Source organism: Dysgonomonas sp. 511, assembly GCF_010501105.1.
Classification (GTDB): Bacteria; Bacteroidota; Bacteroidia; order Bacteroidales; family Dysgonomonadaceae; genus Dysgonomonas.
On sequence record NZ_QVMQ01000020.1, the window covers coordinates 1 to 16,168 of the forward strand.

The 16,168-nt window shown below is 44.2% G+C and carries 15 protein-coding genes; 10 read left to right on the plus strand and 5 right to left on the minus strand.

Going from position 1 to position 16,168, the window contains the following annotated elements; all coding sequences use genetic code 11:
* Window positions 1-203: 203 nt before the first annotated feature.
* Together D0T57_RS10035 and D0T57_RS10040 are read right to left on the minus strand one after the other, a co-directional pair.
* Entirely contained in the window at window positions 204-818 is a 615-nt protein-coding gene (locus D0T57_RS10035; protein WP_163273362.1) for a hypothetical protein, read from the minus strand.
* Window positions 819-912: 94 nt separating this feature from the next.
* Window positions 913-1,236 carry a hypothetical protein gene (locus tag D0T57_RS10040; protein WP_163273363.1) on the minus strand — a complete coding sequence of 108 codons (324 nt, stop codon included), beginning with the start codon at window positions 1,234-1,236 and terminating at the stop codon, window positions 913-915.
* Between the two features lie 513 nt (window positions 1,237-1,749).
* Between D0T57_RS10040 and D0T57_RS10045 the strand changes: the two genes are divergently transcribed.
* Window positions 1,750-2,766, plus strand: coding sequence for a helix-turn-helix domain-containing protein (locus D0T57_RS10045; protein ID WP_163273364.1), 1,017 nt, complete (start codon window positions 1,750-1,752; stop codon window positions 2,764-2,766).
* A gap of 343 nt (window positions 2,767-3,109) precedes the next feature.
* On the opposite strand, the gene D0T57_RS10050 is transcribed toward D0T57_RS10045, so the two are convergent.
* The 3 genes from D0T57_RS10050 to D0T57_RS10060 all read right to left on the minus strand — a co-directional run bounded on the left by D0T57_RS10050 (window position 3,110) and on the right by D0T57_RS10060 (window position 6,804).
* Entirely contained in the window at window positions 3,110-5,692 is a 2,583-nt protein-coding gene (locus tag D0T57_RS10050) for a hypothetical protein (RefSeq protein ID WP_163273365.1), read from the minus strand.
* A 98-nt stretch (window positions 5,693-5,790) separates the two neighbouring features.
* The gene (locus D0T57_RS10055) at window positions 5,791-6,252 is read right to left on the minus strand and encodes a hypothetical protein (protein WP_163273366.1); all 462 of its coding nucleotides are present in this window, start codon (window positions 6,250-6,252) and stop codon (window positions 5,791-5,793) included.
* A 9-nt stretch (window positions 6,253-6,261) separates the two neighbouring features.
* Window positions 6,262-6,804 carry a hypothetical protein gene (locus tag D0T57_RS10060; protein ID WP_163273367.1) on the minus strand — a complete coding sequence of 181 codons (543 nt, stop codon included), beginning with the start codon at window positions 6,802-6,804 and terminating at the stop codon, window positions 6,262-6,264.
* A gap of 187 nt (window positions 6,805-6,991) precedes the next feature.
* On the opposite strand from D0T57_RS10060, the gene pnuC reads away from it, so the two are divergent.
* The 9 genes from pnuC (at window position 6,992) to D0T57_RS10105 (ending at window position 15,967) form a co-directional block, all read left to right on the plus strand.
* Window positions 6,992-7,585: a nicotinamide riboside transporter PnuC gene (gene pnuC, locus D0T57_RS10065; RefSeq protein WP_163273368.1), complete on the plus strand. Its 594-nt coding sequence runs from the start codon at window positions 6,992-6,994 to the stop codon at window positions 7,583-7,585.
* An 89-nt stretch (window positions 7,586-7,674) separates the two neighbouring features.
* Window positions 7,675-8,739: a glycosyltransferase gene (locus D0T57_RS10070; protein WP_163273369.1), complete on the plus strand. Its 1,065-nt coding sequence runs from the start codon at window positions 7,675-7,677 to the stop codon at window positions 8,737-8,739.
* The gene (locus D0T57_RS10075; protein ID WP_163273370.1) at window positions 8,736-9,800 is read left to right on the plus strand and encodes a glycosyltransferase family 2 protein; all 1,065 of its coding nucleotides are present in this window, start codon (window positions 8,736-8,738) and stop codon (window positions 9,798-9,800) included. The genes D0T57_RS10070 and D0T57_RS10075 overlap by 4 nt, the downstream gene beginning before the upstream one ends.
* A gap of 9 nt (window positions 9,801-9,809) precedes the next feature.
* Window positions 9,810-11,108 carry a hypothetical protein gene (locus tag D0T57_RS10080; RefSeq protein WP_185154665.1) on the plus strand — a complete coding sequence of 433 codons (1,299 nt, stop codon included), beginning with the start codon at window positions 9,810-9,812 and terminating at the stop codon, window positions 11,106-11,108.
* Window positions 11,105-11,809: a nucleotidyltransferase family protein gene (locus tag D0T57_RS10085; RefSeq protein WP_163273371.1), complete on the plus strand. Its 705-nt coding sequence runs from the start codon at window positions 11,105-11,107 to the stop codon at window positions 11,807-11,809. The genes D0T57_RS10080 and D0T57_RS10085 overlap by 4 nt, the downstream gene beginning before the upstream one ends.
* The gene (locus tag D0T57_RS10090) at window positions 11,806-12,393 is read left to right on the plus strand and encodes an HAD-IIIA family hydrolase (RefSeq protein WP_163273372.1); all 588 of its coding nucleotides are present in this window, start codon (window positions 11,806-11,808) and stop codon (window positions 12,391-12,393) included. Before D0T57_RS10085 ends, D0T57_RS10090 begins: the two co-directional genes overlap by 4 nt.
* Window positions 12,390-13,418: a dehydrogenase gene (locus tag D0T57_RS10095; RefSeq protein ID WP_163273373.1), complete on the plus strand. Its 1,029-nt coding sequence runs from the start codon at window positions 12,390-12,392 to the stop codon at window positions 13,416-13,418. The genes D0T57_RS10090 and D0T57_RS10095 overlap by 4 nt, the downstream gene beginning before the upstream one ends.
* Before the next feature lie 2 nt (window positions 13,419-13,420).
* The gene (locus D0T57_RS10100) at window positions 13,421-14,263 is read left to right on the plus strand and encodes a hypothetical protein (RefSeq protein ID WP_163273374.1); all 843 of its coding nucleotides are present in this window, start codon (window positions 13,421-13,423) and stop codon (window positions 14,261-14,263) included.
* Window positions 14,264-14,515: 252 nt separating this feature from the next.
* Window positions 14,516-15,967, plus strand: coding sequence for an MBOAT family protein (locus D0T57_RS10105; RefSeq protein WP_163273375.1), 1,452 nt, complete (start codon window positions 14,516-14,518; stop codon window positions 15,965-15,967).
* Window positions 15,968-16,168: the final 201 nt, after the last annotated feature.

Genomic DNA, 16,168 nt, shown 5'->3' on the forward strand with positions numbered 1-16,168 from the left:
TAGAGATTTGAAATATACACGTAAAATAAATCAATGTTATTGATTGCATATCAGATAATTACATCACTTGTTAATGACTTTTAGTGGACACTAGTGAATGATAATTCGCCCCTACAATGCCCAGAATTGAGTTTGGATAAATTTCATGCGTTTGCCCTGCTTCTTGTCTTTATATTTTTCATTCCTAATTCTTAATTTTCAACCTATTTCACCTCCCTATACCTCTCCATCAGCTTCTTGTTCGACCGTATATCTGTCAAAATACCTGATATGATACGCTGTATGGTATGCACCTTGATGTGAGTAAGGTCGGCAAGAGTGTGGTAATTGATTGCCGGCTTGAGGCTGACATACAGCTTGAACAGCTCAAACTCCTTGAGGGCGTAGTGCTGGTACACATAGTCGAACACATCGAGTTCGAGTTGCACCTGCTGACGCTCCCTTTCGTAAGGGTTGGTATGATGCGCCTCGAAACTGTCGTGGCGAGGCATAGCTACATAGCGATCGGCAGCTATGCGCCCCTGTATGTAATTGGTATAATACGAACGGCAAAAATAAGCCTTATAGTCGTTCACATCGGCACCGGTGAACAGCAGCTTTTCGCTGATGCGCATAAATGTGTAGCTGAAAGCATCCTCATCGAAAGAATTTTGCCCGATAAGGAAGTTGCGCAAATGGTCGTAATTGGCTGCAAACCATTGGTTGAAGTCATCGGCTTTGGCACGGTTTGCGTCACTTATCTTTTGTTGTTTTTCGCTATGGCTGCGAACGAAGTATTTTTTTCCTGTATTGTTTCCTTTGCTGTTTCCCAGTTTCATAATTATCTTTTTTAATGTACGGATTGGCTAATCTGCCAGTGTTTTCAAATTAATATTCTATTTTACTCTTTACTTTTTGTTTTTCACTCTTCACCTAAAAATTTAGAACGTGGTGCGCCTGATAAATACTCTCTTTGTGGTTGCGGTTGTACTCTTCGAGCAAGCTGCGGAGGCGCGAAGCGAGCACCGCCGAATCTTCGCTAAGCAAGTCCCAGTCGCTATCGAGCACCTCTGCCGACCTGAGTGTCACCACATCCATATACGTATCGAACTCCACACACACGCGCACATCTTCCATCACATCGTCGAAGTCTGCCACATCCCTCCTGTCGGCATCGCGCAGGTGGGCAGATAGCATCCTTACTATTTTTTCCATTTGGTTCTCGTTGCAATAACAGTCGATTTTCAATGCTCCCATAATGAATTTTGTTGTTTTAAGATTTTAGAAAGTTTATTGTTCTTCTATGGATAGATAATTTTTTTCTTTTTTAATTCAAATATTTCACTTACCAAGGTTTATTTTCGAATTATCATAGTTCAAAATTAATCTATTTTGAATCAAAAACAAAATATTCTACCCATTAATTCATTATTGAACCAAAATTTAGAATGAGGTATAAATAAGGATATAAGTAAGGAGTTAGCAGTAAGAATGTTATGTAAAAAAACAGTAAAAAAAGAAAAGACACCAACATATAACACACTACTAACCAATAGATTAGAAACATAGAAACACACCAATAGAGAGAAAACCAGAAATATTTTTGATACATCTTCCACAGACGGGCAAACAACTGTAAAGAATGTTAAAAAAAAGAAGCTTCCGGTATTGATTTTGTCAAATATTTCGTTAATTTTACGTTCAGTATATGTAAATGATATCGAAAGGAGACAATTTGAAAGAAAAAGAAATTAAAGGGGAGGTATTGCCATGACTATTACAAAAGACATATTAAACAGGAAACTTGTATCGGCTCTTCACGACATTTTTCCGAAGAATAAAGATATTGCAGACTTCCTTACAGATTTGCTCGATTTAAGCAAAGAATCGGTACATCGCCGCCTGAGAGGCGAAGTCACATTTAGCTTCGATGAAGTAGTCAAAATTTCGCACAAGCTGGAACTGTCGATCGACAAGCTTATCAACCACAACTCGTCGACTGTGTTTTTCAGTATGCAGATGTGCAAACCACCAAAAACCGAGGATATATACATAGATGTTCTCAACAGCAATATACAGTCGAGAGACCGGGCAAGAAAAGCAAAAAATGCCGAAATATTCACCGTGCTGAACAGGGTGCCTTTCGACCTAACACTGTACCACGAATATTTATGCAAGTTTTCGTACTACAAATGGGTTGTAAGCCGCTCTAATGCTGGCATGAAGGTAGATTTCGAAAACTTTGTGATGCCCGAAGTTATAAAGGAAAAGCAGCAGGAATACCTCGATGCCAGAAGCCTGGAAGGAGCCAGGCTCAACCTTATAATAGACGAGAATATATTCCTCTATAAGATAAGGGAGATAAACTACTTCAGGAAAAGGGGGCTGATAAAAGATTCGGACATACCGCACCTGCAAAAAGACCTCCACAGCGTAGTCGAACACCTGCAACACCTAACACGTACAGGTATAAGCAAAGGTGGATTTGACATCCGTATCTACCTGTCGGCAATAGATATAGAACCAAGCTATTCGTACAGCGAATGCGACGGAATATGCTCGCTGGTATTCTGGTCGCCGGCCGGCGAAGTGGTCACCACCAACAACCACGAGATGTGTGCACGCCAAAAAGAATGGATAGACTCGCTGGTGAGGTACACCACACTGATAACGCAATGCAATGAGATACAACAACTGGAGTTTTTCCAAAAACAATATAAATATATCAACGAAATGAGCGAAAACACGTGCAACAAGTATCTGGCTCACCAGACTCCGTGCTTTTAGCCTGCCAGTTGACGCGAAACCTTCTTTAACACTGTTAATTAACTATATGCAGCAAACATTTATCAATCGAGCAAGGTTATAGATGATGCGTAGTTTGTATAGTTTGTGATAAGGTGTTGGAAGTCTGCGATGAGATGTCGCGGGCTTTTTTTCATTGCTGTTTTTAGATGGATTTTATGTAAAAAGTTGCTAAGAACTATATTAACGTGAGTTCGATATAAAGAACCTATAAGAAATATTTTCGCTAAAATTTAAACAGGCCCTTAGTAACAAAGTTACTTTGCCCTGCGGGCAGTTACGAGTTACAAGCCGCTATATCAGCATTGCAACTCGTAACCTGTAACTATTTTATCCTCGCATTATACGAATCGGAATAATGATACTTCATTTGCAGAGTGAAAAGGTCGTCTTTGGTACTATGTTTCACATTCAGGTCGTCGATCAGCACATAACGCCCTGTCGATAGCTCGTAAACGGCAGGCGAAGCACTCATTTCCTTGAGCCAGTCGGCTACCGAAGCTGTGATAGGCGAAGTATAAGCCGTAAACTCCTCGGTCACATCCTTGTTAAATACCGATTCTATCTCGCTCGAAATGGTGTAATCGGGCGTTTGCGTCTTGAAAATACTCTCGCCATCAGTCTTGAAATCGGTCTGATGGTCGCCGCCGAAATTAAAAGAACTCCATCCGCCCAGCGCATTGAGGAAAGCAAAATCGTTGACCTTGTGCAGATGCGGCGGCAGCACCTTGTAGGTTTGCGCTTGGCTCACCACATGCCCGTTGCACCACAACTGCACCTTAACGATGCCTGTAGCTGGATAAGCTTCACTCAGGGCATCTATGCTCAGGCTGATAGTATTCACAACATGCAATTCCTCTGCCGGAATATTGTGCAGCACTTGTGTTGCCAGCTTCCTGCCCGACTGGGTGTAGAGGGTATATTGCAAGCCCAGTTCTGCGGAAACATTACCGGGGTTGTGCGACAATACAAAATTGAAATATTGCTTCTGCCCTTTTATATGTGAAAACTCGGTGCAGTTGGACAGAGGTTTTACGACATTGTTTTCCGTTGTACTATAAATATAGCTATCAAGATTGTTTTTGTTGAGGTTGCGGCAAAACCCTGTCAATGTATAAAATACGTCGGAACGGAAGAATGTTTCGGTATTGCAACCATCGAAACGTTTGGCTACAAAGCGAAAATCCTGCACAGTGCCGGCATCGCACCATCCGGCGGCCGTAAGGAATTGGTTGGAATATATTTTGCTGTTCGACCACAAGGCATTGACATCAAACCACAGCGGCCTGCCATAATAAGCCTTTGTGAGCGATGCCGCCAGCAAACCGCCGGAAGGCAGGCCTTCTTTCCCCAACGGGATGCCAGTATTCTTGTAAATATCGAGTTGTACTTCGCAAAGGTCGCTTTCGCCCAGTAGTGTATCGGTCTGCTCCTGCTGGTTTATCTGCCCTTCTTTTTTCACAAAAGTAGGGTCTGCAACCTCTACTGTGAGGTTATAAGCTTTGCCAATACCTTTGGCCGTGATGTGGATAACCGAACCGTTGCTCAGCCTATTTCCTTTCTCTACAGGAGGCACCGATATGTTGAAATTGCTGCTCAACGACGAATGCTGCATCATACAGGTACGGATATTTTCGGCCGAGATGCTTTTATCTTCGTCGAGGAAGAATGTCGTAGAATTGACCTTGTCGCGCGTCTTGGTTCCTTTCAGTTCGATGGAAGTTTCGTCTGTTTCGCGCTTGAGGGTTATTTTCGACTTCGATTCGTCTATCGCAGGATCTATCACTTCGAAGGTAAACCCTTTGGCTTCGACAGATGGGGATGGAGATGGTGCTTCTCCACGAACCTTCTGCACAGCATACACCGGACTGAAAGAAGCATTGAGCAACTCTATTTCGAAAGCGGGAGAGTTGGCATACCCCCTGATTCGCAATTTATTGGTAAAATCCCCTATCATCGACACATTGTAGCCGTTACGGGTAAAAAACGGATGGTTTGCCAGGCAATAAACCAGGTTGATGGTAGTTATCTCAAGGTTATCTTCATTGTACCCTGTCTCGAACAGGTTGAAGCCATCATAGACATTTCCGTCTTCAATTCCCATATGCTCCAGCATATTTATATACGATTCGCACGGCTTGCCCTTAAAATAATGCCTTTCGCCCGTAGACAAATCCAATATGCTAAATGCCGATGAGTTTGCCACAGTTCCTTTCCCGCCTATTTCCATATATACAAAATCGAATATATCCCTCAAAAACGATAGTTCGACATACGAATTGCTTAATGCAGCTTCACCTTCTGTTATAGTTTCCGTTTTGAATACAGATGGGTGCATTTCATGCTCATACACTATCTTGAAAGGGGTTGAATCGGCATTTCCCCTTATCTGTACGGTTTTGGGATCGGTATCTTCGTCTACCCATACCCTGTAATTATTATTTACAAAAAACGGGTGAGATACCATGCAAAGCTGCATGCTCATAGCGGCATATATCATATTTTCATTCGAATCGAACATATTGGTCATCGGATATACGCTGTAGCCATTGTAGTTGTCGGCATCAATAATATCCATACGGCCTAAATCCTCGTAAAAATCTTCGTCGGGACGTCCTTTGAAGTAATGTCTTTCGCCCGACACAAGGTCTTCTATATAAAAGGGAGTAGCATTTATCAGATAAGTGTTTCCATCATCAAAATCGTAATCAGCGTTTATTCCGAGGTCTAAGCGGGTTATTTTTGTTATTATATTGCTCAGTTCCGTTTCATCACCATCACCGTTATCACCGCCAGCCTCTTTCTTCGTCACATTTATCTCAAAGAAATTTGGGTTGCTGCCAAGCGATACTTTTGCCGGCTCTATTATATCTTCTTTTTTTATAATATCTTTTGTAATATATCCCATGATTTTTTTTGTTTTAAGCCCCTCCAACCTCCGCGATGGGGAGGCTACAAAGAGCGTATAGTTGAGTATGTAAAATATTTATATTATTCCGTGGCGGGCTAGAGAGCCAACCCGTGGCTTATAGCCTCTAGCAGTTCGTCGTTCCACTTTTCGTCCATCATCCGCTCCACCTCTTCTTCCAATGTGGCCAGTATGGGACGCGGCTGCTGCCCATCGCGCCAGATAGCCCTGCTGATGAGAAAAAGCGTACTATTATCGGTAGGAATACCTCGCGAGAGCGCCCAGTCGCGCAAGGCATCTATGGGCGGTTGCTTCCCCTGCCGGGGCCGGCGTCCATGCTCCAGATAATCTATATAGTTGGAGAAAAGCGTTTCTACAACCAGCGAGCCGTTTTTCTCGGCAACATTCACTTCCACCTCGTCTTTCAGCCGGCTATCGGCTAATGTATTCCGGCCTGTTTTCGGATTTTTCCCTATGCGGTCGGTTTCCATCAGGCTGCGGGCTATTTGTAGCACATCGGCAGAAATAGCGTGCAATACTTTGTTTACAGCATCATCCATCCTACCTCCTTATTTACTGGTTTTTATATCAAAATCGGGCAACTTATAGGCATACACTTCATACCCTCCGGCATCTATATCAAAACCTGCCAGCGAAGCATTTTCCACTAGCTGCCCCTCTGTATCGAACTGCTCTTCTATGAGGCACAGGTTTTGCATATTCACCTGCGTGAAGTTGATAGTAAAGCGGCATCCACAGGCATTGTTGTCGTAGTAGTTGCGCAAGGTGGTATATGTCCAGTCGGGGCGGATGGTGATGCCATATGACGGATTTTGCTTTATGCGCTCCACAATGTTGAGCCCGATGGAAAAGGCAAGGTTTTGCATCTGGGCAACCATTTCTTCGGTTTCGGGGACGAACAGTACGGAAAAATTCACAGTATTGACAAACAGTTTATCGTGGTTCTTTCCTGTCAACGGGTCTTCGAGCCACAAGAGGGGATGGTTTTCGTTGCCGCTGCCCAGCTCGTAGTTACGATTGTAGTAAAAGGCTTTTATCGTTTTGTGTTCGCGCGCCTGCTGGCGGAAAATGTTTAGAATGTCATTTATCATATTTTTTATTTGTTTTGAGGATTGGGTGTTGTAGTATGAAAGTTACAAGCCAATCCACTTATTCATAAAAACAGTTATCAATAGATAGATAAAGTTTTTCGAAAATGATTGATTTTTTTAATTACCAAACCCGTAGCCTATAACTCACAATTAAAAAAACATTACTTTTGCCGGAAACAATAAAACGATGGACGACATATTCCTCTTTTTGCAAGCCAACTGGGTGAGCCTTGCCGGAGCTGCTATCGGCATCCTGTTCCTCTATCTGGAATACAAGGCAAATGTATGGATGTGGGCGGCAAGCATACTGATGGCGGCATTCTATATCTATATCTTCTACCGTTCGTCGCTCTTTGCCAGCATGGGCATCTACATCTATTTCTTTCTGGCATCGGTCTACGGGTGGGTGATGTGGGTTACTCGCAACCGCAACCGGGATACAGGCAACGAAATCATCAGCCGCACGCCCTCCCGCTATTCATCACCTATATTTGCAGCTACAATTATCATAGCCATCGCCATTTACTTCATACTCGTAGCCTCTGGGCACAACCTGCAACTGATAACCATAGGCGATGCCCTCACCACCTCGCTCAATATTGTAGCCCTGTGGATGATATCGCGCAAATGGGCCGAGCAATGGCTGCTGGTGATCCCCGCCAATCTATTGTCGGCAATATTGCTTTTCGCACAAAACGATGCCCTGTCGGGCGTACTTTTCGCTATTTATTTCGTCGTTTCCATTTTCGGGTATCGCAAGTGGGTGAAAATGGCTGCTTAAAAAAACAAAACACCGATAAATGATTTGTCCGTTTTCAGAGAAAATCCTTTATCTTTGTCAACTTAAACCATACCCGACCAAGGCATAGGATGAGAATATTTCAAGTAATCACAGTATCCGAATACGGAGGAGCCCAAACTATAGTAGCCAACCTTGTAGAAGCACTTGCCCCCGAACACGAACTATTTATCCTCTACGGAGGAAATGGTGAAGCATGGAAGAAACTGGAAGGCAAATTTACCGGAATAAGACTCAACGACCACCGCAAAGGCGTGTCGTGGAAAGATCTCGGCTTGTTTTTCAAACTGCTTTACTACCGCTTGAAGTACAAACCCGATGTAATACATCTGCACTCGTCGAAAATGGGTGTGCTGGGCAGGCTTGCTTTTTCAAAAAAGAAGACAGTATATACCGTACACGGTTTCGACTCGGTGAGGAAAGCCTATCCGCGCTACCTTGCCGTAGAAAAAAAGCTTAAAGACCGCGCATTCCGCATAGTAGGAGTCAGCCGCTACGATGTAGAAGCCCTTGCCGAAGAAGATATAACACGCAATGTGGCACTGGTTTACAATGGAGTTTCGGATGTCTACCATTCACATTGCGACTTGTACACGCCAATGATGCACCTGCTGAGGGGAATAAAGAAAAAATACCCTAAGATAGTGATGTGCATATCGCGCCTGTCGAAACAAAAGAAATTCGACCTCTTTGTCGATATAGCAGCACAGATGCCGCAATACGCTTTTGTATGGATAGGCAACAAAGAACCCATAGAAGGGATGCCTGCAAACGTGTTCTGCCTGGGCGAAACCCATGCCGCCCATTGCTGCCTGCATTATGCCGATATGTTTATATTGCCCTCCAACTACGAAGGATTGCCCATGTCGATGCTCGAAGCATTGGCTATGGAAAAGCCTGTAGTGGCTTCGGCCGTAGGAGGCATACCCGAAGTGCTGGACGGGCGCAACGGATTTGCAGTAGAAAACACGACTGAGAATTTCTGCCAAAAGATAGAACACATACTTTCGGACGATAAAGTGCAGAAAAGTATGTCGCAACATGCACGGCTCACATACCTTTCCAACTTTACCGTAGGCAAAATGATAGACGGCTACCTTGCCATCTTTAACCAAATAGAGCAAAACAATAAATGACAAAGCCCCTGGTTTCGGTACTCATGCCCTGCTACAATGCTGAGGAATATGTGGAAGACGCTATAAGCTCTATCCTCAAACAAACGTACCCCAACCTGGAGATAATAGCCATCGACGACTGCTCGACCGACAGCACAGGCGCAATACTACGCCGTATGGCAGCCTCCGACAGCCGCCTGAACGTGATAAAAAACCCCGAAAACCTAAAGCTGATAAAAACCCTCAACAAAGGGATAACGCTCTGCAACGGCGAATATATAGCCCGTATGGATGCCGACGACATCTCTATGCACCAGCGGCTAGAACTACAAGTAGAGTTTTTGGAAACCCACCGCGACCACGATATCGTGAGTACGATGTTCTACACATTCAGGTCGATGAACCCGGGAAAGTTGCACCTATACACCAGTCCGCTGCGCGATGAGGAAATACGGGCGTTTATCCTCTTCAAACCCGGTATCTGCCACCCTGCGGTGATGATACGCCGCCGTGTATTTACCGAACTGGGTCTTAGCTTCGAGCAGGAATACCTTCATGTAGAAGATTATGCCCTTTGGTCGAAAGCCATTTACCTGACGCGCCTTGCCAACCTGCCACAGCCGTTGTTGCTCTACAGGGTACACAGGCATCAGGTATCGGCATTATACGAAGACCTGCAACTCGAAAACAAGAAAAAAGTATTTGAGATACACTGCCGGCATCTGGGCTTGCCAACCGACGATGAGGCAATGGACATTTACGCTTCGGTAGCCGAAAGCGTACCCTCCCAGTCGTCGTTTGCCTACGTAGACAAATGCGAAGCACTGATGCTGAGAATAATAGAAATAAACGGCGAAAAGCCTTTTTGCGACGACAAATACCTCAGGTATATGATGTCGATGCACTGGTTGCGGCTATGCGCCAATTCGCAGTTGGGACTAAAGGTGATAACCAGGCTGAAAAATTCCCCATTGTACAAAAAAGAGAATTACACAACGCGCGATTTGGTTATCCTCTATACAAAGTGTATTTTTAGGCTCAAATACAGAAAATCGTTTATATATAAAGTAATGTTCAGGTAAAAAGCAGCTATGATAGCGAAGATAAAAGAATGGATCCCGATGATCTTTCCCCTGCTGATGACTTTCTATCACATCTACCCGCAAGCGTTGGATGTGAGGGGCTCTTCGTATATATCGTTGGCAGGAGTAGTAGGACTTGGATTTTATGCCTACCACCGGTTTCCGTTCAAAGAAACGCTCGGAATACTAGCCGGTATGGGCATCATGCTCTTTTCGTTCTACACATCATCTTTCATCAACAACACTAACGACCCCTATACATTCGGATTCATCCGTAGCCAGATAGCCTGGCTGTTTTCAGCCTACCTCATCATACTCTTCATCTTCAAGATACACAAGCGCCCATCGCTCAACACCGTATTACTCTACATTGTGGGGGCAATACTCTTGCAATCTATTATCGCCTTTGCCATGAATATAAACGAATCCGTACACGACTTCTTTTTCGACCTACAGATGCAAGTCGAATATTCGGAAGCAATAGTAGACGAAGGACGCGCCCAACGCCTGATGGGATACGGAATCGGATTCTTCGGGGCGGGAGCCATCGCCGGTATTGCACTGGTGCTTATATCATACCTGTTTATGAGGATGGATCTGAAACCGGCCGGATTCTTCCTGCTCGTTGCCGCCTACGCCTTTATTTTCTACATTGGACTGTTTATGGCGCGTACCACAGTGGTAGGATGCGGAGTGGGGCTTCTAGTCATTGCCATATTGTACCTGTGGGATAACAGGTCGCTCAAGAAACAGGCAAGAAAATTTATCGTAGTTTCGGTATTCGCCATGTTTGCCGGATACACATTCGCCATGTTCTATTTCCCAAGCTTTTCCGACTGGGCTTTCGAGTTGTTTATCAACTTCATAAATACAGGAGAGATAAGCACTAGGTCGTCAAGCGGGCTGAGCCAGATGTTTATTATACCCGACGAGTTCGATACTCTGATGTGGGGTACAGGTCAGATGACATTTATGGGAACCGACGTAGGCTATTCGCGCATGCTCTTCTGGCTGGGAATCCCAGGTACCATTATTTTTTATTACTATCAGTTTTTTGTGGCTAGAATGAGTTTTACACGCGATTGGGGTGTGAATATAGCCGCCCTGTCGATGGTAGTGTACAGCCTGGCTCTGAATGTGAAAGGATGGATCGACCTCAATCTGGTTACATACCTGATCTTCTTTTTCTTTATGTTCTACAAATATTATGTCTATCTTCCTAAAGTGAACAAGACCGACAACTTCTGGGCACGTGCCCGCAGGCAGAAGATGGAAAACATTTATAACAAGAATAAGCAACTGAAATGAGAGAATGTATCATACTGGCTGGAGGATTGGGCACACGCCTGCAAAGCGTGGTGAACGACGTACCCAAATGCATGGCTGAAGTAGCCGGCAAGCCGTTTCTCGAACACCTGTTCAACTATGTTGAGGCACAAAAGACAGACCATGTTATACTCTCGCTGGGCTACAAAGCCGAAGTTGTCACCACCTGGCTGCAAACGCAAAACCGCCCATTCCACATTTCATCCGTAATAGAAAACGCCCCGTTGGGAACAGGAGGAGGGATAGCATTCGCCTTTACAAAAGTGAAGACTAACAGTGCATTCATAATAAACGGCGACACATTTTTCGATGTAAGTTTAAACTTGTTGAAAGAACAACACGATAAGAACAATGCGCATATATCACTGGCACTGAAAGCAATGCAAGACTTCGACCGCTACGGGTCGGTAGATGTAGACACCGATGGCAGGATAAAGCACTTCAACGAAAAAAAATATTGCAAAAAAGGACTGATAAACGGAGGAATCTATCTGGTAGAAAAAAGTATTTTTGCTGAATTAGGCCTACCTGAAAAATTCTCATTCGAAAAAGATATACTCGAAGCCCATATCGGCGATATGCCGATTTACGGCTTTGCCTACGATAATTACTTTATCGACATCGGTATTCCGGAAGACTTTGAGAAAGCAAACAGGGAGTTGAAAATAACGGATAAAAAATGAAGAATAAATCCCCGCTTGCACCCTCTCCCCTTCTTGGGACGGGAAGTTTCCTCTTCCTCGACCGCGATGGCGTTATCAACCAAGAGCTACCCGGCGACTATGTAAAGACTGTCGGCGAATTTATATTCACCCCACAGGCTACAGAAGCCATAGCGATACTTACCTCGTTGTTCGACCGCATATTTGTTGTCACCAACCAACGTGGCATAGGCAGGGGCGTGATGTCGCAGGCAGATGTAGACAATGTACACCAATATATGCTTGCCGAAATAGAAAAAGCAGGCGGACAGATAGACCGCATATACATATGCCCCGCTATCAGCCCCACCTGCGTAAACCGCAAGCCCAATACAGGAATGGCATTCAGGGCGCAAGCCGACTTCCCAGAAATAGACTTTCGCCGTTCGGTAATGGTAGGCAACAGCCTGTCGGACATCCAGTTCGGCAATAAACTGGGGATGTACACCGTATTGGTAGGCGATAAATACGAAAAAGAGCATAAAATATATGAACAGATAGACGCTTTTTGCGAAAATCTGTATAAGTTTGCAGATAATTTACAACACAACGTAAAACCTATATGATTGTAAGAAGTAAAGCCCCATTCAGGCTAGGCTTAGCCGGAGGCGGCACAGACGTATCGCCATATTCCGACCTGTATGGAGGTTGTATTTTAAATGCCACAATCAGCCTCTATGCCTACGCAAATATAGAGCCGAGAAACGACGATAAGATAGTTTTCCGCATACCGCAAACCGGAGAAGAATATATCTTCGATGCATCTATAGAACTCCCCATAACAGGCGACAAAGCCGACCTGATGAAAGGTATCTACAACCGTGTGGTAAGGGACTTCGCACAGCAACCGCTGTCGTTTACGCTTACCTGTGCGCTCGAAGTGCCGTTCGGTTCGGGATTGGGCACATCGTCTACTCTGGCAATAGCTATACTGGGCGCATACACCGAATGGCTCAAGTTGCCGCTGGGCGAATACGACCTTGCCTATCTGGCATACCTTATCGAACGTATCGATCTCGGTCAGGCAGGAGGCAAACAAGACCAGTATGCAGCAGCTTTCGGAGGGTTCAACTTCATGGAGTTCTATGCCGACGACAAGGTTATAGTCAACCCGCTGCGGGTACGCAACGAAACTATCAACGAACTGTCGAACAATATGTTGCTCTATTATACCAATTCGAGCCGCAATTCGGGCGACATCATCGTCAACCAGCAAAAAAATGTAAAAGAGCAAAAGGCAAAGTCTTTGGAGGCTATGCACCAGATAAAGAAACAGGCTTACGAAATAAAAGAAGCCATACTGAAAAACGACCTCGACGAGATAGGCTATATCCTGCATCGCGGATGGGAGTACAAGCGCAATATGGCAGACGGCATATCCACGCCATTTTTCGAGGAGATATACGATACCGCCATCAAAGCTGGAGCCACAGGAGGCAAGATTTCGGGCGCAGGCGGTGGCGGATATGTATTTTTCTACTGCCCGGGCAATACCCGATTTGCTGTAGGCAAGGCTCTCGACAAACTGGGTGGCAAAGTGCAGTCTTATTCATTCACTAAAAAAGGACTGGAAACCTGGCGTATAAAATAAGCATGAAAGTAGCAATACTTATAAGGGTTTACGACCGGACAGAAGACTTAGAACATAACCTCCGGGTAATACGCGACACCTGGAAGGAAAACGACTATTACATCATCGTAGTAAGCAACGGGAAGAACAACGGATACGAAATTCCCGCCGAATCGCTACCCCTTATCAATAAGCTGGTAATACTGGAACAAAACGCCGGACACAGGCGCGGCAATTCGCAACTATTGATGGAAGGTATGCACTATATACCCGACGATTGCGCCTACACGCTGATACTGGAAGCCGACACATGGATGTATGGCGACAGCGTGATAAGCAAATACACAGGGCTGCTTGCCGAAGATAAAACAAAGGTGTGGGCCAGTGCCGACTGGTACGACAAGTATTATGCCCTCGCCACCGATTTTGCCATTGTCAAGACAGAATATATAAAGGCTAACCGCGGAATATTCGATTTCGAACTTTTTCCCGAATGCCATATAGCCAATTTTCTGCGAGATACGAGCAAAGGATTCGTCTGGATAAGCGAAAATATGCCTGTGCACGTGCCCAGCTATATCCGGTGGGGTTATCCATATGTACCCAACATCAGGGAAGGGAGGTTTTACGTATTCCCAAAATCGAAAACAGTGACACATCATATAGAATTTCTGAAAGGCGGCATGACGGCAAAAAAACGCTATTTCAATATAGTGGCCGATACGGATTATTTTGCAGATGTACCGGTAGGAAATAAAAAATGGAACAGATTGAAAATGCGCTTCTGGATAGGGCTGAGCAAATGCTTTGTAAAAAGAAGCTGGTATAGTAAAAAAGTTTATAAAACTTTTTTAAATGAAGAATGAAAAATGAAGAATGAAAAATGAAAAATGAAGAATGAAAAATGAAAAATGAAGAATATTTTTGAGCTCTTTATTTTTCATTCTGGTTTTGAAAACGGTTTTTGAGATAATTTTTTCTTCCGCGAAGCGATAGTAACAGACTACTTAAACTGAGTGAAAGGGGAAATTTGCAAAAAACAGAATGAAAATGAAGAATGAAGAATATTTTTTGAGCCCTTAATTTTTCATTTTTAATTCTTAATTTTTAATTTAAAAATGGTTTTTTCTACATATAGCTTTGTACTGATATTCCTGCCTATTGTGCTGATTGTTTACTTCGGCATGGCACGGTTTGTACCCCGCAGGGTGCAGCAGGTATTTCTCATACTGGCATCGCTGGTGTTTTATGGGGCGTTGTTTTTCAACGGCTTTGGCAACCTGTCGTATATATGGCTTATACTATCGTCGGTGATAGTCAATTACAGTATATCGCTCGGCGTGCAAAATGCAAAAAACGGGACGGGACGGAAAATACTGTTTACAGCAGGTGTAGTGTTCAATGTCTGCCTGATAGGTTATTACAAATACTTCAATTTTTTTATAGAAAATATAAACCTTGTCTTCGGCACCGAATACCTGATTAAGTATATTGCGCTTCCTCTGGGAATCAGTTTCTTTACTTTCCAGCAGATAGCCTACCTCATTGGCGTATGGAAACGGCAGGAACGCGTGCCGCAGTTTTTCGACTACACTCTATTTATTGTCTTTTTCCCACAACTGGTGGCAGGGCCTATCGTTTTCCTCAACGATGTGATAGACCAGTACCGCGACGAAAAGAACCGCTTTTTCAACGTCGCTAATTTCTCACCGGGCATCTTCTTGTTTGCCATCGGGTTGTTCAAAAAAGCAGTGATAGCCGATACCTTCAGCGACTTCGTACTCAATGGGTACTTCCAAGTCGAAAATCTTGCTTTCGGACAAGCATGGATGACTTCGCTGTTCTATACCTTCCAGATATATTTCGACTTTAGCGGCTACTCCGATATGGCTATCGGCTTGGCGCGAATGATGAACATCGACCTCCCTGTCAACTTCTACTCGCCATATAAGTCGAAGAGTATCACCGAGTTTTGGCAACGCTGGCATATCACCCTGGGGCGTTCGCTCGCCGTACTTATCTATTTCCCGCTGGGAGGCAACCGCAAAGGAAAGGTGCGCACCTGCATCAACCTGCTCATGGTGTTCCTTGTCAGCGGTATATGGCACGGCGCGGCATGGGCGTTTGTGATATGGGGGCTGGCACACGGGGTGGTACGTGTATTCGAGAAAATATTCGAACGGCAGATAGTCAAAGTGCCTTCGCTGATACGGATATTCTTCACCTTCATGTTTGTAAATGCGGCATGGGTATTGTTCAGGCTGCAAGATACGGAAAGGGCACTCGTGGTGCTCAAGAAAATGTTCGTACCCGACAGTTTCAGTTTCGAAAATATCGGCATCCTGGCCTACAATGCCAATATCACATATCCCGACATATTGGCCACCATCTATATCTGTGTGGCTATGGCATTGGCATTCGTGATGGTTTTTGTATTCAGGAAAAACAGTATAGATTTGTATAATAATTTCCAACCTAAGGTAAAATGGGCGATAGTAGCGGCATTGCTGCTTGCTATCTCGCTTGTCCATTTTTCGAGGGTGGGAGCATTTATATATTTTAATTTTTAGGAAAAGTAGAAAAGTTTATCTATACAAGCCTAAGCCCCCTGCACCTCCCCCAATCCCTCCAAAGGGTGGGGAGTAGACAAGCGAAACTAAAATGGGGGAAAGTAACAATAAAAAAAGTAACGAAATGCTGTTACTTGTGTTACTTTTTAACTATATATTGTAAAATAAGGTTAAATAGATAAAGGTTTCACGAATATGAAC

Bases quoted from the DNA above. Each gene is read 5' to 3' on its own strand.
- D0T57_RS10090 (WP_163273372.1), top strand. From the start codon at position 11,806: ATGAAGAATAAATCCCCGCTTGCACCCTCTCCCCTTCTTGGGACGGGA.
- D0T57_RS10095 (WP_163273373.1), top strand. From the start codon at position 12,390: ATGATTGTAAGAAGTAAAGCCCCATTCAGGCTAGGCTTAGCCGGAGGC.
- D0T57_RS10070 (WP_163273369.1), top strand. From the start codon at position 7,675: ATGAGAATATTTCAAGTAATCACAGTATCCGAATACGGAGGAGCCCAA.
- D0T57_RS10085 (WP_163273371.1), top strand. From the start codon at position 11,105: ATGAGAGAATGTATCATACTGGCTGGAGGATTGGGCACACGCCTGCAA.
- D0T57_RS10045 (WP_163273364.1), top strand. From the start codon at position 1,750: ATGACTATTACAAAAGACATATTAAACAGGAAACTTGTATCGGCTCTT.
- D0T57_RS10050 (WP_163273365.1), bottom strand. From the start codon at position 5,692: ATGGGATATATTACAAAAGATATTATAAAAAAAGAAGATATAATAGAG.
- D0T57_RS10100 (WP_163273374.1), top strand. From the start codon at position 13,421: ATGAAAGTAGCAATACTTATAAGGGTTTACGACCGGACAGAAGACTTA.
- D0T57_RS10075 (WP_163273370.1), top strand. From the start codon at position 8,736: ATGACAAAGCCCCTGGTTTCGGTACTCATGCCCTGCTACAATGCTGAG.
- D0T57_RS10080 (WP_185154665.1), top strand. From the start codon at position 9,810: ATGATAGCGAAGATAAAAGAATGGATCCCGATGATCTTTCCCCTGCTG.
- D0T57_RS10055 (WP_163273366.1), bottom strand. From the start codon at position 6,252: ATGGATGATGCTGTAAACAAAGTATTGCACGCTATTTCTGCCGATGTG.
- D0T57_RS10035 (WP_163273362.1), bottom strand. From the start codon at position 818: ATGAAACTGGGAAACAGCAAAGGAAACAATACAGGAAAAAAATACTTC.
- D0T57_RS10040 (WP_163273363.1), bottom strand. From the start codon at position 1,236: ATGGGAGCATTGAAAATCGACTGTTATTGCAACGAGAACCAAATGGAA.
- pnuC (WP_163273368.1), top strand. From the start codon at position 6,992: ATGGACGACATATTCCTCTTTTTGCAAGCCAACTGGGTGAGCCTTGCC.
- D0T57_RS10060 (WP_163273367.1), bottom strand. From the start codon at position 6,804: ATGATAAATGACATTCTAAACATTTTCCGCCAGCAGGCGCGCGAACAC.
- D0T57_RS10105 (WP_163273375.1), top strand. From the start codon at position 14,516: ATGGTTTTTTCTACATATAGCTTTGTACTGATATTCCTGCCTATTGTG.